At 55.7% G+C, this 13,974-nt stretch carries 16 protein-coding genes; 6 read left to right on the top strand and 10 right to left on the bottom strand.

What is annotated here, in order from left to right; genetic code table 11:
- From HPY64_08775 to HPY64_08760, 4 genes are all read left to right on the top strand, one after another.
- On the top strand, positions 1–266 hold a 266-nt coding region (locus HPY64_08775; GenBank protein ID NPV67223.1), incomplete at its 5' end, for a transposase.
- Between the two features lie 183 nt (positions 267–449).
- Complete coding sequence (locus tag HPY64_08770; GenBank protein NPV67222.1) at positions 450–821, top strand: hypothetical protein; 372 nt, start codon at positions 450–452, stop codon at positions 819–821.
- A gap of 146 nt (positions 822–967) precedes the next feature.
- Complete coding sequence (locus tag HPY64_08765; protein ID NPV67221.1) at positions 968–2,578, top strand: CTP synthase; 1,611 nt, start codon at positions 968–970, stop codon at positions 2,576–2,578.
- 44 nt (positions 2,579–2,622) lie between these two features.
- A complete protein-coding gene (locus HPY64_08760; GenBank protein ID NPV67220.1) occupies positions 2,623–2,862 on the top strand; it encodes a hypothetical protein in 240 nt (79 codons plus the stop codon).
- Positions 2,863–2,868: 6 nt separating this feature from the next.
- Here the strand turns inward: HPY64_08760 and HPY64_08755 are convergent, their stop codons facing one another.
- The 8 genes from HPY64_08755 to HPY64_08720 all read right to left on the bottom strand — a co-directional run bounded on the left by HPY64_08755 (position 2,869) and on the right by HPY64_08720 (position 10,122).
- A complete protein-coding gene (locus HPY64_08755) occupies positions 2,869–3,309 on the bottom strand; it encodes an Hsp20/alpha crystallin family protein (protein NPV67219.1) in 441 nt (146 codons plus the stop codon).
- 122 nt (positions 3,310–3,431) lie between these two features.
- Positions 3,432–4,052, bottom strand: a complete 621-nt coding sequence (locus HPY64_08750; GenBank protein ID NPV67218.1) for a GTP-binding protein — start codon at positions 4,050–4,052, stop codon at positions 3,432–3,434.
- Complete coding sequence (locus HPY64_08745; GenBank protein NPV67217.1) at positions 4,018–4,788, bottom strand: response regulator transcription factor; 771 nt, start codon at positions 4,786–4,788, stop codon at positions 4,018–4,020. Before HPY64_08745 ends, HPY64_08750 begins: the two co-directional genes overlap by 35 nt.
- Before the next feature lie 21 nt (positions 4,789–4,809).
- A complete protein-coding gene (locus HPY64_08740; protein ID NPV67216.1) occupies positions 4,810–5,052 on the bottom strand; it encodes a hypothetical protein in 243 nt (80 codons plus the stop codon).
- A gap of 42 nt (positions 5,053–5,094) precedes the next feature.
- A complete protein-coding gene (locus HPY64_08735; protein ID NPV67215.1) occupies positions 5,095–5,457 on the bottom strand; it encodes an FHA domain-containing protein in 363 nt (120 codons plus the stop codon).
- 168 nt (positions 5,458–5,625) lie between these two features.
- Positions 5,626–7,131 (bottom strand): VWA domain-containing protein, encoded by a 1,506-nt coding sequence (locus HPY64_08730; GenBank protein NPV67214.1) that lies wholly within the window; start codon positions 7,129–7,131, stop codon positions 5,626–5,628.
- A gap of 67 nt (positions 7,132–7,198) precedes the next feature.
- Positions 7,199–8,194, bottom strand: a complete 996-nt coding sequence (locus HPY64_08725) for a serine/threonine-protein phosphatase (GenBank protein NPV67213.1) — start codon at positions 8,192–8,194, stop codon at positions 7,199–7,201.
- A 23-nt stretch (positions 8,195–8,217) separates the two neighbouring features.
- Positions 8,218–10,122: a serine/threonine-protein kinase gene (locus HPY64_08720; protein ID NPV67212.1), complete on the bottom strand. Its 1,905-nt coding sequence runs from the start codon at positions 10,120–10,122 to the stop codon at positions 8,218–8,220.
- Between the two features lie 102 nt (positions 10,123–10,224).
- Here HPY64_08720 and hemW point away from each other — a divergent pair, with 102 nt between their 5' ends.
- Positions 10,225–11,445 (top strand): radical SAM family heme chaperone HemW, encoded by a 1,221-nt coding sequence (gene hemW / locus HPY64_08715; protein NPV67211.1) that lies wholly within the window; start codon positions 10,225–10,227, stop codon positions 11,443–11,445.
- 14 nt (positions 11,446–11,459) lie between these two features.
- Here the strand turns inward: hemW and HPY64_08710 are convergent, their stop codons facing one another.
- Both HPY64_08710 and HPY64_08705 read right to left on the bottom strand, forming a co-directional pair.
- Positions 11,460–12,479: a polyprenyl synthetase family protein gene (locus HPY64_08710; GenBank protein NPV67210.1), complete on the bottom strand. Its 1,020-nt coding sequence runs from the start codon at positions 12,477–12,479 to the stop codon at positions 11,460–11,462.
- Positions 12,479–13,540: a type 2 isopentenyl-diphosphate Delta-isomerase gene (locus HPY64_08705; GenBank protein ID NPV67209.1), complete on the bottom strand. Its 1,062-nt coding sequence runs from the start codon at positions 13,538–13,540 to the stop codon at positions 12,479–12,481. Before HPY64_08705 ends, HPY64_08710 begins: the two co-directional genes overlap by 1 nt.
- Before the next feature lie 157 nt (positions 13,541–13,697).
- Here HPY64_08705 and acpP point away from each other — a divergent pair, with 157 nt between their 5' ends.
- Positions 13,698–13,940 carry an acyl carrier protein gene (acpP, locus tag HPY64_08700; protein ID NPV67208.1) on the top strand — a complete coding sequence of 81 codons (243 nt, stop codon included), beginning with the start codon at positions 13,698–13,700 and terminating at the stop codon, positions 13,938–13,940.
- Positions 13,941–13,974: the final 34 nt, after the last annotated feature.

The following is a 13,974-nucleotide window of genomic DNA, read 5'->3' as shown; positions in this document are numbered from 1 at the left end:
AAGCCGAGTGCGCTGAGGGCATGCATCGCTGGGCGGATCAGCATCGTATCGCGCGGGCTTACAAGAAGAACGAACAGGCTTTCATTGAAGCCTTCAACGGCACGCTGCGCCGTGAGGAGTTTGGCGCTCTCAAGTTCCGGGGCGATGAATTGGAGCTGGCCCAGCAGTATGCCGATGCTTTTCTCAACTACTATCACCACCGGCGCCCCCATCTCTCACTCGGCATGCTCACGCCCGCTCGTTTCGCTGAGTCGCATTTGCCTTGAGAGAATGCGCTTAGTTGACGAGGTCAGGGCAGTATGCTATCATGCAGGCGTTTTTATGCTGAGACTCTATATTCGCCCTGTATTCGCCTGAGGATTCTTGTCGCGTTACGGATTGAGATCACGTTGCCTGGAGGCTTATCGCCCCCGGACGTTTTGTGTGGATGAGGCGGAGGAGCAGGATCTATGGCCAAGTCGCGGACCGAATTGATGGTGGATCGCCTGCGCGAATTGCAGGCCAGTACGCCTGATATTGAAGCATCAGCTGTGGTAAGCGTAGACGGTCTGATCATGGCTTCTTCCTTGCCGCAGGGCATTGAGGAAGATCGGGTGTCCGCGATGTCGGCAGCGATGATTTCGCTTGGCGAACGCATTGCCGGCGAACTGGGGCGGGGAGACCTAGAGCAGGTCTATATTCGGGGCGATAGTGGATATGTGATTTTGATGGCGGTTGGTGAAGAGGCGGTACTGACCTCTTTGATTCGGCAGAATGCCCGGCTGGGGCTGATTTTCCTGGATATGAAACGAGCTGCGGATGATCTGGAGAATCTGGTCTAGGCTGGCAGTACTGATGGGAATGTTTTTGGGGACCTTGTGGCGGGTTACATCCATAGCCAACTTGAGCGGGGAGCGGCTGGTAAAGCTGACCTCCCCGTTTCTTTGTAGTTCGAACTGGTCTAAGTTTTCGGGGAGCTGGACGCATTATGACGCGTTTCATCTTTTTCACGGGTGGCGTAGTAAGCTCGGTTGGCAAAGGCGTGACGGCAGCTGCACTTGGCCGAATTCTTAAGGCGCGGGGGGTGAAGGTCGCCATCCAGAAGCTAGACCCTTATCTGAATGTCGATCCCGGTACGATGAGTCCTTACCAGCATGGGGAAGTGTTTGTCACCGCTGACGGGGCTGAGACTGATCTGGACCTGGGGCATTACGAGCGTTTCATTGACGAGAATGTCAGTCGTCACTCCAATGTCACCGCAGGGCAGATCTATGCTGAGGTAATTAACCGGGAGCGGCATGGCGATTTCCTTGGTGGAACTATTCAGGTAATTCCGCACATCACCAACGAGATTAAACGGCGGATTATCCGGATGGCTACTGAAAGCAATGCCGATGTGTTGCTGGTTGAAGTCGGCGGCACAGTTGGCGATATTGAAGGGTTGCCGTTTCTGGAGGCGCTGCGGCAGATGCGCATGGACGTTGGACGTGACAACGTTTTGTATGTGCATGTCACGTTTCTGCCGTATATCGGCGCTACCAGGGAGCTAAAGACCAAACCCACCCAGCACAGTGTTCGCGAACTGCGCAGCATCGGTATTCAACCAGATGTGATCATCACACGTACTGACTACCCGGTGAGCAAAGAGGTCACCGACAAGGTGGCGCTGTTCTGCGACGTTGAGCCGAATGCCGTCATCCCTCTCCAGACTGCGGATTTGTTGTACGAAGTCCCTTTGCTTCTGGAGGACGCTGGTCTAGGCGATTATGTGGTTCGCCAGCTTAAGCTGGATGCTCAACCGGTTGATCTGAGCGAGTGGCGCCGTCTGATCAAGCGGATGCGAAACCCAGAGGGGACTGTTCGGATCGCTTTGGTGGGCAAGTATGTTGAGCTTCGTGACGCATACATCAGTGTGAAGGAAGCGCTTTACCATGCGGCTATTGCCCATGGCCGGTCACTGGAGATTGACTGGATATCTGCGGGCGATCTGGAGAAAGGCAAGGGGTTCGATTTACTGGAAAAGGCGGATGGGATTGTCGTGCCTGGAGGGTTTGGCGAACGCGGGATTGAAGGCAAGATCATGGCTGCGCGGTGGGCCAGGGAACACAAGGTGCCTTACCTGGGGTTGTGCCTGGGTATGCAGGTGATGTGTATTGAGTTTGCGCGGGCGGTACTTGGGTACGAAGACGCCCATAGTACCGAGTTTGAGACCGGTACTTCGACGCCAGTAATCGATCTAATGCCTGACCAGCGCTCTATCGAGGACCTGGGCGGAACGATGCGGCTGGGGCTGTACCCGTGCGAGCTGGTCGAAGGAACGATCGCCCAGCGGGCCTATGGCAAGAGTCTAATCGAGGAGCGGCACCGACATCGCTTTGAGTTCAATAATGCCTATCGCGAGGCCTTCATCCAGGGTGGGATGCGCTTCAGCGGTCTAAGCCCGGATCACCGGCTGGTCGAAATCGCTGAACTGGCCGATCATCCTTTTATGGTTGGCAGCCAGTTTCACCCTGAATTTGGCAGCCGACCGAATGCGCCACATCCGTTGTTCAAGGCTTTCGTTGGTGCTGCGCTTGAGTATCAGAGAGCACAGAGGTAGACCTCGGCCTATGCCCGCTGCACTGGCGTGAAGGAGATTAGCATATGCCGGACAGTCACGGCGAGCCTCTCGATCTGGAAGACCTGTGGGCAGGGATTCTCAGTCGCAATACCGCGCTCATTGTGCAAGTCTGGCGCGCTCTGGAGCGAGAGGACCGCATGCATATCTGGCGGCACCTGCATCGTATGGCTCATGAAGCAGGGTGGACGGAACCGCAGCGCGTCTCAGCCCGGTATGCGCTGAGCGCGCTGCGTAGCAACCGGCTTGCTCCTGATGAGGACTGACTGCGCCTAGCCCTCGGCGGATTCGATACTGATGACGTGCGGGCGAGCCTCATCGCTCTTGGGGATGGTAATGGTCAGAATGCCATCCTTCAAGCTGGCTACGGCCTCTTCTGCTTTGACTGGCCGGGGAATGGTGACAGTACGGCTAAACCGGCCATGCCGGCGCTCCCGGCGAAGATAGGTAACTGCTGGCTGTTCCTGCTCGGCAGTTTCGCGTGTCTCGCCCCGAATCGTTAGCACATTGCCGGTAAACGAGACCTCAATATCGTCAGCGTGTATTCCGTGCAAGGGGCCGGCTTCGACAACTACAGCTTCTTCTGTTTCGTAGATGTCAACGGGAAGCATGCCGCCGCTTACTGAGGTAAATCCTTCTTCCAGGAACCGACCCATACTTTCACGGAGATTGCCAAGCTCCCGGCGGGGATTCCAGCGTCGAAGATTCACCATCCTGTTGCTCCTCGTGTTTCACCTGTGACCGCACTGCGTGTTCCATCTAGCAATACGCAACCCACGGCCTAGAGTTGCGTGGAACAGCGACGGGGATGAGTAGGGCGGGGCTGGCTAGTGCGTTACTGGGCGCGGTCAATGAGAGCGATGAGATGCCGCAGCACCTGGCGCACACTGGCTTTCTGGATAGCAATACAGGGTATTACAGTGGTGGTCTGGCTGATATCAGCATCGCGCCGGATTTGCGCCAGCGGCAGTGTGTCACGCAGATCGGTCTTGTTAGCCACAAGCAGGTAGGGCACACTGTGGAACGCGGAAAAGATGCTGATCAGTTCCCCGGCGGCAGGGAAAGATGCTGGATCGGTACTGTCGATGAGCACAATGAACCCGTGCATTTCCCTGGCCAGTATTTCCCACATGAAGTCAAATCGCGCCTGACCGGGTGTGCCGTACAGGTGCAAGGTCTTGCCATCCAGCACCACGCGCCCGTAATCCATGGCAACGGTGGTCAGTGCCTTGACTCCGCGCTCTGTTGACGTAAGGCGTCGCTCAGTCGTCACCACATCGATATCGGAGATGGTCTTTACGAACGCAGTCTTGCCGGAATTAAACGGGCCGGTAACAACGATCTTGTAGGCGCCGGACACGGGTTTCTCCTTGCCGAAGAAGTGCTCTGACTGAGGGAATAGGGATACCTCGCAAACCAGACTAATCAGCGTCCTTTCCAGGCGAGGCTGCTTCATCGCGCCCACTGCGGAAATCCACGAATCGATAACCTACCCCGCGCTCAGTGAGAATGTATTTGGGGTTGGAGGGGTCTTCTTCAATCTTCTCCCGCAGATAGTTGACATACAGCCGCACATAGTGTGCTTCGTCGCGGTATTCGTAGCCCCAGACTTTAGCCAGAAGCTGCTCATGGGTGACTGTCCAACCGGCGTTTTCCACCAGGTGATAAAGCAGGCGGTATTCTGTTGGTCTGAGCTTAATACGCTGGCCAGCAACAATCACCTCTCGCGTATTGAAATCAATGCTCAGCCGATCATCGATCTTGAGGACCGCTTTCTCAGGCGAACTGGCAGGCGTTTCAACGCGGCGCAGGACAGCCCGAACACGGCTGGAAAGCTCCCTGGGGCTAAAAGGCTTGGCAATGTAATCGTCCGCGCCGAGTTCAAGACCATATACCCGATCATCTTCCTCGCCTTTGGCTGTCAGCATGATCACCGGGATGTTCGAGAATTCGCGCAGAATCCGCAGTGTCTCGAACCCATCAAGTTCTGGCATCATGACATCCAGAATGACGAGATCGGGCAGACTGGTACGGATGATCTCAAGCGCCTCAAGGCCATTAGAGGCTTCTAGCACCTGGAAGCCCTCCAGTTCGAGGTTCATACGGATGAAGCCAATCATTCGGGCTTCGTCGTCAACAACCAGTATGCGCTTGGCATCACGCGGCGCAGGGCGGGGCGGTTTGGCGGTCATGGTTTTGTTACTCTTTTCCGTCTATTCGCGGTAGAAGCCGTAGATCTCTTCATCTTCTTTGCCGGGCAGGATCTCAATGAAATTGATGCGCCACCATGGGAAGATTACCTGATTGACCTCTGGCAAGAGGTTGCGAACTTCTTTGCCGTCACGGTAGCGCGGATTGCTGCCAAAAATGAATTGATCCTTGGGGTCCGGTAACTCTTCAACATCGACAACGATGGGTTCTTCTCCGGCAACGTGCAATAGCAGTGAGATGGTCATGGTGTGGCGCCTCCCCTGAGCAGCCTTTCGGATCCCCTCAAATTACTTGAAATAGATATGCAGAACGAGTTGACCAAGCCGGATCTCGTCGCCATCGCGCAGCACCCTGGGCTGCTCAGGAGTCAGCCGCTGTCCGTTGAGGTAAGTGCCGTTGACACTGCCCAGATCAACCAGGGTGAGGGTATCCTCCCCGCGCCGTATGGCCGCATGGTGCCGCGAGATGCCTTTTTCCAGAGCGCCAAAGGGGGTCAGGTCCAGGTCAGGTCGACTCTGACCGGTTGGATCGAGTCGGCCAAGGATCGTCTCCTGTTGGGGCTGCAGGACAAGCGGTTCGGCTGCATCACGAATGTGGATGATGATCGAGGCGTCGCGGCTAAAACGGGCCGTGCCCCAGGTGGCCTTCATACCGAGTTCATCAGGCACATTCTGAAGCTGGCGAGTGGTTCTGGCGCTTCCGGCTTCGCCGAAAAGGGTTTGCCCACACTCCTCACAGAAGAGTGTGCCTTCGCGGTTATCGTGTCCACAGTACGGGCAATTCTGCATTTGTGCTTCCTTACGGATGTCTGGATAGCTTTACTCTTGTGAAGATGGTTGTTCTGGTATGTCCATGCCAGGCGCGGGCAACAGCAGTGCCCTGGTGCCGTATTTCAGTTTCTTTTGACCTTCTTCGGATAACATAGTTGTCCTGGCTACCCGGCGGGCTTCGGCCAGCGCCGCGTGGGCCAGCGCTTCCTGGCCGTTCTCGAAAAGGCGCGTGGCCAGATTCTCCAGTTGGCGCGTAGCCTGAAAGATGTCACCCCGTAGGATAGCTTCCTGTGCCTTCGCCTGCATACGGTAAAGTGTCAATTTGCCCAGCGCTTCCATAATAGCTACTGGCGGACTTTCCTGTTCTGCTGTCTGCGCAACTTCAACGGACAGGTCGCTGACTACTTTGTATCCGACTTCATCGGCGGAAAGCACGTCGCCGGTTACGTCAAGGCGTAGAACAGTTCGAAAACCTTCTTCGCTGAGAGGGGGGACCTGCAACTGAAGAATCACGTGAATAGACTGGTTACTTTCCAGGCTTCCCAGAGGGATGCTGGGCAGTTTGGCCGGCAGGGGTTGAGCGCTGGGCGTGATCTTGAAGGCGTCTTCCAGCACGATGTCGGCGTCCGGGGCAACTGAAAGCTGCAGCCTTTCCACAAAGGCATCTCCCAGGCTGCGAACCTGTTTATTCAGAAACTGTTCAATTACAGCCGGCGAATTGATGTAAGTTGATGTCCCACCGGTTCGGGAGGCCAGGTCATCCAGAAAGGCGTCGTTCCATTCTTCGCCGATGCCCATGGCGCTGATCGAGATTCCCTCCAGGCTGATCTCGTGCGCCAGGCGCAGGCACTTTTCCTCATCGCCGTAAGTTTGCCCATCAGTCAGTAGAATGAGATGGTTGACACGCTTGCGATCAAAGGCTCTGCGGAGCTGCCTAACGCCTTCCTGCATACCCTGGAAGATTTCGGTGCCGCCACTGGCCTGCATCATACTAACCAGCGCTTTTAATGCCGATTTTTCCTGAACGGATGTGGGTTCAAAGACAACTTCAGCCCGGTCGCTGAATGAGATCAACGCCAGGATGTCATCGGGGCGCATGGTATCGATGATTCTGTAGACGGCCTGTTTGACTCTGTCCAGGCGCGTTCCTTTCATCGATGTGCTTCGGTCTACTACCAGAGCGAGGTTGAGCGGCGCGCCCTCTTCTGCACGAAGCGCGTAACGTGGATTCGGAGCAATCTCTACCAGGATATAGAGCACCTGTGGCTCATCCAGCACCCTGAGGGCACGCCGGCTGGGTGTGACATAGGTGCTGAAATAAGTTGGGATGCCGCCCTGCTGCCTGAGGGCACGATCGTATTCGGCCCGGCTTTGTTCGTTACCCAGCACTTTGTAAGCTTCAGCGACATCCCGAAACTGGAGTGCTGCGGCGGGATTGGGGTTGGTGTCAGGATGCAGGCGCTGCGCCGCATGCCGGTAAGCAGTCTGGATAGCTTCAATGTCGGCGTCTGGGGTGACTCCCAGGATTGCGTAGTAATCCCGTATGGCTTTCATGGATGCAACCGCTTCTATCTGGCCTCGTTACCATGACGGTGACAATGCCCCACGTGCTTGCTGGAGGCTAACCGGGGGCATGCAGCAAAATCACAGAAATATTATCAGGGCCGCCGTGTTCATTTGCAGTTGCAATCAGCCGATCGCAGGCGTGTTGTGGCGTTTCTGAGTCCAGAATGATCCTGTGAACCACTGTTTCAGGGACTGTATTCCACAGGCCGTCACTGCACAACAGCAAGTAGGAATCAGCTGGAAGGCGTCGCGTGACTGCGTCAACTTCCAGATTATCACTCTGGCCAATTGCGCGATAGAGCACGTTTTTCTGCGGATGGAGCGCCGCTTCTTCCGGCGTCAGCTGGTCGAGTTCAATCAGCCGTTGCACCAAGGAGTGATCGCGGGTGATTTGTTCGATACCGTACTCGCGCGTGATCAGATAAGCACGGCTGTCACCGACATGCACAATGTGCACGAGGTCTCCAATGACAACAGCGGCAGTGACGGTTGTTCCACCTTCCGGTACGTGCTTTGACACAATGTCACTGGAAGCCCGAACGGCTTTCGTGAGGATTTCTGTCAGGAAAGACGGACCGGAATAGATTTCCTCGTAGCGCGGCGTTAACATTGGCAGAAAGATCTGCCGGGTCACCTGTTCGGCCAGAATCTGGGTCGCAATGGTCGCTGCTTTTTCTCCGTGGTGATGCCCGCCCATGCCATCAGCAACAATGAACAGACCGAAATCCGGGATGCTATCAGCATTGCCTTGCGAGGCGAAGAAGGTCAGGATGGCGTCCTGGTTGTTAGTCCTGACCTGGCCGACATCGGTGCCATGCCCGTACGCGATATGCTGGTTTGGCCGGGAAAGCGCTGTTTCCAGGTTAGGTAGCTGGCGGGTGACACCAAGCGCCGCAGTATCTGACGGGGTCTCCACTGTAATTTCGGTACCAACGCCTGGGATGCTGATGGTCTGTGGTTCGGCGCTCTCTTCGGCAAGTTCAGGTTGAGCCTCCTGAGATGTGGATGATGGCGGAACTTTGTGGCCCAGCAGACGACGGATGATGTTCATAGTGCCTGGTATCTCCCCGGCCTTTAGGCCGGTAGTGCATAGACATAATGATCAGAGGAACCGATATATACAACGTTGTCAACCACTTCAGGGGAGGACGCTACCGGGCCTTCCGTGCAGAAGCTCCAGTTCAGCTTTCCGGTCTTGGCATTGACCGAGTAGACGTGGCGGTCAACACTGCCGATGTAGACAGAGCCATTGGCTATTGCTGGAGATGAGGTGATCTGGTTTTCGGTCGTGAAGCGCCAGCGTTCCTTGCCACTTTCGATATCGAGGGCGTACAGGTTGCCGTCCACCGAGCCTACGAAGACCGTCTTGGTCACCGGGTCAACTGTGGGGCTGGACCAGACTGGTTTCTGGGTTCGGAAGCGCCAGATGCTGTAGCCGGTCCGGATATCAACCGCGTAGATATGCCAATCACTGGACCCAAAATATGCTACGCCCTCGTATACCGCCGGGGAGGATGTCACTCCGCGTTTTGCCCTGAATCGCCATTTGGGAGCACCGCTCAGATCGAGGCCAACAACTTCGCCAGCTTCAGAGCCGAAGATGATGTATTCATCGGTCACATATGGGCGCGAGCGGATTGGGGCGGAGGCATCGAACCTCCACAACACGCGGCCATTGCCCTTGGCGGCGTACAGTTTGCCATCATCACTACCAAAGAAGACATGGCCATGCGCCACGCGGGCCGTACAACGCACTGGCCTGTCAGTTTTAATAGTCCACACGATACGCCCGGTGCGCATTTCGATGGCATAAACAATCGAGTCTTCTGAGCCAATGATGACAACCTGGTTCTGGGGGTCAACAACAGGCGACGCTGCCAAGCCGCCCTCCGTGGCGAACTTCCACCTGAAGGCGCCGTCTGTAGCCTGCAGGGCATACAGGTTGTTATCGTAAGCTCCTACATAGACCGTCCCGTTGTAGACCGCGGGCGAGGAGCGGATCTCATCCTCGCAGCGGAATCTCCAGATCGGCGTTATGGATGACCCTTCACCGGCTACAAAGCCATCTTCAGAAGCGCCGATCGCTCCGGAGCTTACTTCGATACGTCCGGGATGGACCAGTGCCTCAAGCGCTTCTTTCATCTCACGGGCGGTCGCAAAGCGCTCGGTAGCATCATAGGCCAGCGATTTCATGATGATCCGCTCGAATTCCGGCGAAATCTGGGCATTGTATTTCCGGATGGGGCGTTCTGCGAAGCTGAAGGGTGGCTCAAGCCGGGGATCGCGGCGTGTAATAATGTGGTGGAGCGTAGCGCCAATGGCGTATATATCACTGGCCGGCGTTGCCTCGCCCTTATACTGTTCAGGTGCTGAATAGCCCTCCGTCCCGATCATGGTACCCTTCTGGCCGGACTCGAAAACCTTGGCAATGCCGAAGTCAATCAAGCGCACGTTGCCATGCTGATCAATCATGACATTAGAAGGCTTTACATCGCGGAAGATAATTGGCTCTGGCTCGTGCTCATGCAAATAAGCGATGACATCGCACAACTCAATAGCCCACTGGAGAATGGTCGATGGTGGAATCTTCTCCATCGGTACTGAGTTGAGGATGGCCTCGAGATCTTTGCCATTGATGAATTCCATGACCAGGTATACATGGTTAGACCCCGGAAAATAGTCGTAGATTTCTGGCATTGCCGGGTGGCTCAGCGAGGCCAGGATATTAGCTTCCCGTTCGAAGTTGCGGAGCGTAAGCTCTCTGATCTGGGGATCGGTTGCCAGGTTCAGCATTTCTTTGACCGCGACGTGGCGCACCACATCCGGAAAGCGCAGATCGCGGGCCTTGTACACGGAAGCCATGCCGCCGACTCCGAGGACTCCCACGATTCGCCAGCGATTCTGGAGCACCACCCCCGGCTGCAGCGAACTGCCCTGAGGATTGTCTGGCATGCGGCTCAATTTCTGCGTGTCAACCATTCGACGAAATCCTGGAAGAATCTTTTGATAATATTGCTGATGAGGTCTTGTGTATTATAGTAATTTAGCATTGTTCCTGCAATTGACATCGAGGTAGCCACAATGGCCAGCAGTTCCGCCACTTTGCTCAACGGGGGGCTGGCGCTTTATGTCCACATTCCGTTCTGTGAAAAGCGCTGTTCGTACTGCGCCTTCAATACATATGCTGGACTGGGTCGCCTGATTCCAGCCTATGTGAGCGCGTTGTGTCGTGAGGTTAACTGGATTGGCAGGGCGGCTGGTCGAAGACTGAAACTCGACACCGTATACTTTGGTGGGGGGACTCCAAGCCTGCTTTCGATCGAACAGCTGGCACAGATTCTTCAGACCATTAGCGCGGTTTTCCATGTACAGGATTCGGCTGAGATTACACTGGAGACTAATCCAGGGGGGCTTGATGCGGCATACCTGGCAGCAATACGCCGGTTGGGGGTGACGCGATTGAGCCTGGGAGCGCAGTCGGCGCATGCGGGCGAACTCGCCTTGTTGGGCCGGCGCCACGACTGGGCAGAGGTTGCCGTGGCCGTTCAAGCGGCCAGGTCAGCGGGTTTTAGTAATGTGAACATTGATCTGATCTATGGGGTTCCGGGGCAGACTCTGGCTACTTGGCGGGAAACGCTGGCTCAGGCTGTCGCGCTGGCTCCTGAACATATGTCACTGTATGGTCTGGGAATTGAGCCTGGTACACCCCTGTATCGCCGGGTGGCTACTGGCAAGCTGGTGGCTTTGGACGATGATCTGGCCGCGGATATGTATGATTACGCTACCGGTTACCTGGCCGAAGAAGGATTCGACCAGTATGAAATTAGCAACTGGGCCAGACCCGGATATGTTTGCCAGCATAATCTTCAGTACTGGCGGCGACTGCCATACCTGGGTGTTGGGGCAGGGGGGTATGGATTCGTAGAACCAGTCCGGTATGGCACGGTGGATCGTCCAGCGGAGTATGTGCGTTTGATGTCCGATCCTCGGATTGACTGCCTATCGATGGAGCAGTGCAGCCAGCAATTCCCTCTATCACCCGCTGTAGATCTGGCAAAGGTGGAGACTATCACTCCCCAGCAGGCGCGCGCTGAGACAATGATCCTTGGCCTGCGCCTGGTCAAAGAGGGAGTGTCTCGCCGTGATTTCGAAAGGCGCTTTGGTCAGCGGCTGGATGAATGCTACGGAAATGAACTGGCCAAACTCGAAGCCAGGGGGTTGTTGCAGTGTCTGGAAGATCGTGTTGTGTTGACCGCGCAAGCCCGATTGATTGCCAACCTGGCACTCAGGGAATTCGTGTAGTCATATACCCAAACTCAAAAACCACGCCCCAACAAAGCCTCCACCAACCACAGCAACACATCAGACACCCCTCCACCACCCAAACTACCAACAACTTCACCAACACGCTCCAAATACTGCTCCTCAAGCTTCACCGCATACTCTCGTGCACCACACTCACCCAGAATCTGCACACACCGCGCCACATCCATGTCAGACAGCCCTGGTTGTGCATAGATCTCACGCAACTCAGAACTCACCTCAAGCCCAAAGAGCACTGGCAATGTCTTCTTCTTAGACACAATATCTGTCACCGTCGACTTACCAGTCACACGCTGTTCCCCCCAGATTCCAAGAATATCATCCCTAATCTGAAACGCGACCCCCAGCGCATACCCAAACTCGCGATAGCGCTGCACCACTTTATCTGGCGCACCGGAGACAAGCGCCCCCATCTCCGCACTGGCGGCAATCAACGCCGCAGATTTCGCGCCAATCATTGCCAGGTACTCATCAACAGAAACAACTGATACACGCTCAAAAGCCATATCCAGATGCTGACCACGGGTCAATTCGAGGCCCGTTCGCGCAAACAGCGACATAGCCTGCAACACCCGGTACTCAGGAACCCCCCTCTCCACCAGGCTCCAGAGCGCCGCATAAGATAGAGCAAACATGGCATCCCCAGCATTAATAGCGCTTGAAACTCCCCATAACTTCCAGACCGAGGGACGCCCACGGCGCAGGGGGCTGCCATCCTCAATATCATCATGAATCAATGAGAAGTTGTGCAGCAACTCGATAGCAGCCGCTGCGGGAAGCGCCTGCTCCCACTTACCACCAGCGCTCTCTGCACTCAACAACACCAGCAATGGACGAACCTGCTTACCAGGATACACTTCAACCGCATGCCCATCTTCATCCACCCAGCCCAGGTGGTAACACAGCATACGGTCAAGCTCAGCCGGTCCGGGCGCAAAACGACCCACAAGTGAACGCATCTCACGGTTGAGCGCGTCCCGATAAACAGCTAGTTCTTTCCAGCGATCTTCCATCACGCCTCCAGAGGGGAGGGGGAATGAACCACAAGAGATACCTTCTTCAACGATGCAATATCTCCAGCGCCAGCACACAGCATAGCGATACGCAACTGGCGCTCCAGCAGTTCAATGAGTTCCAGCACAGCTTCAACAGATTGAGCAGCCACCTTCAGAAATGGGCCGGCCAACCCGGCGAGGTCAGCCCCAAGCGCCAGACACTTGGCAATGTCAACGCCATCCCGCAACCCGCCGCTGGCGATTAAAGGTATTGCAGGCGCCACCCCCCGGACGTAGATCAGGCTATCAGCGGTGGGAATACCCCAGTCAGCAAAACACGCAGCAACCTGTGCATAAAATGCATTAGGCGCCCGATGATACTCGACTTCACTCCATGAAGTACCCCCTGAGCCGGCGACGTCCAAAATGTGGACACCCGCGTCAATCAGCCGACGCGCCGCCTCCTCAGAAAGCCCCCAGCCAACTTCTTTAGCAATAACCGGCACAGGCAGCACGCGACACACCTGCTCAATCCTGTCTAGAAGACCGGCAAAGTTACCGTCACCTTCCGGCTGAACGGCTTCCTGTAGCACATTGAGGTGTAGGATAAGCGCATCAGCCCCAACCATGTCAACGGCTCGCTGGCAATGCTCCACACCATAACCATAGTTAAGTTGCACAGCCCCCAGATTCGCAAACAGCAGAATATCCGGCGCAACATCCCGCACCTGAAACGTCCAGGCTAAAGACGGATTCTCAATTGCTGCCCGCTGAGACCCCAGCCCCATCGCAATGCCCATTTGCTGAGCCGCAAGCGCCAGATTTCGGTTAATCCGGTGGGCTTCCTCGGTACCACCGGTCATAGACGAAATCAAGATAGGGGCTGCCAGACGCTTTCCCAGAAATTCTGTGTGCAAATCGATCTCAGTCAGGTTCAGCTCTGGTACAGCCTGATGTAGAAAACGATACCGCTCAAGGCCAGTCGTAAGGCGCGGAAATTGCACATTTTCCTCGAGGTTGATCCGGATATGATCCGCTTTGCGACTGGAAGTCAGCCGACTATCCGCAACTTCAGGCATGGGCGGGTGTTCCTTGCTATGTATTCGCAGCCAGAAATGCTACCAGCTTGCCTGATCCGTGTCAAAAGCCCCTTTCTCTGAAGCTAGAGGCTTGAGTGTCTCTGCATTGCGGGTATAATGACACCAGAACAGTGTTACACACAACGGAGGTACCTTCATGGCCGATAGTGTTGAAGAACGCGTCAAGGGCATCATCGTCGATCTGCTGGGCGTTGACGAAGAGAAGGTCGTGCGGGAAGCCCGCTTCCGTGAGGATCTTGAAGCCGATTCGCTAGATCTGGTTGAACTCATCATGGGCTTTGAGGAGGAGTTCGGCGGCGAGATCTCCGACGAGGAAGCACAGAAAATCACAACCGTTGGGGAAGCTATCGACTACATCTCCAGCCGCATGGTTGACTGATATCAACCGCTCTCAGGCCCATCGGCGCGTCACG

The sequence above is a fragment of the Anaerolineae bacterium genome, assembly GCA_013178165.1.
Taxonomy (GTDB): Bacteria; Chloroflexota; Anaerolineae; order Aggregatilineales; family Ch27; genus Ch27.
The sequence above is the reverse complement of the archived record's forward strand: the minus strand, read 5'-3'. Positions and strand labels throughout refer to the sequence as shown.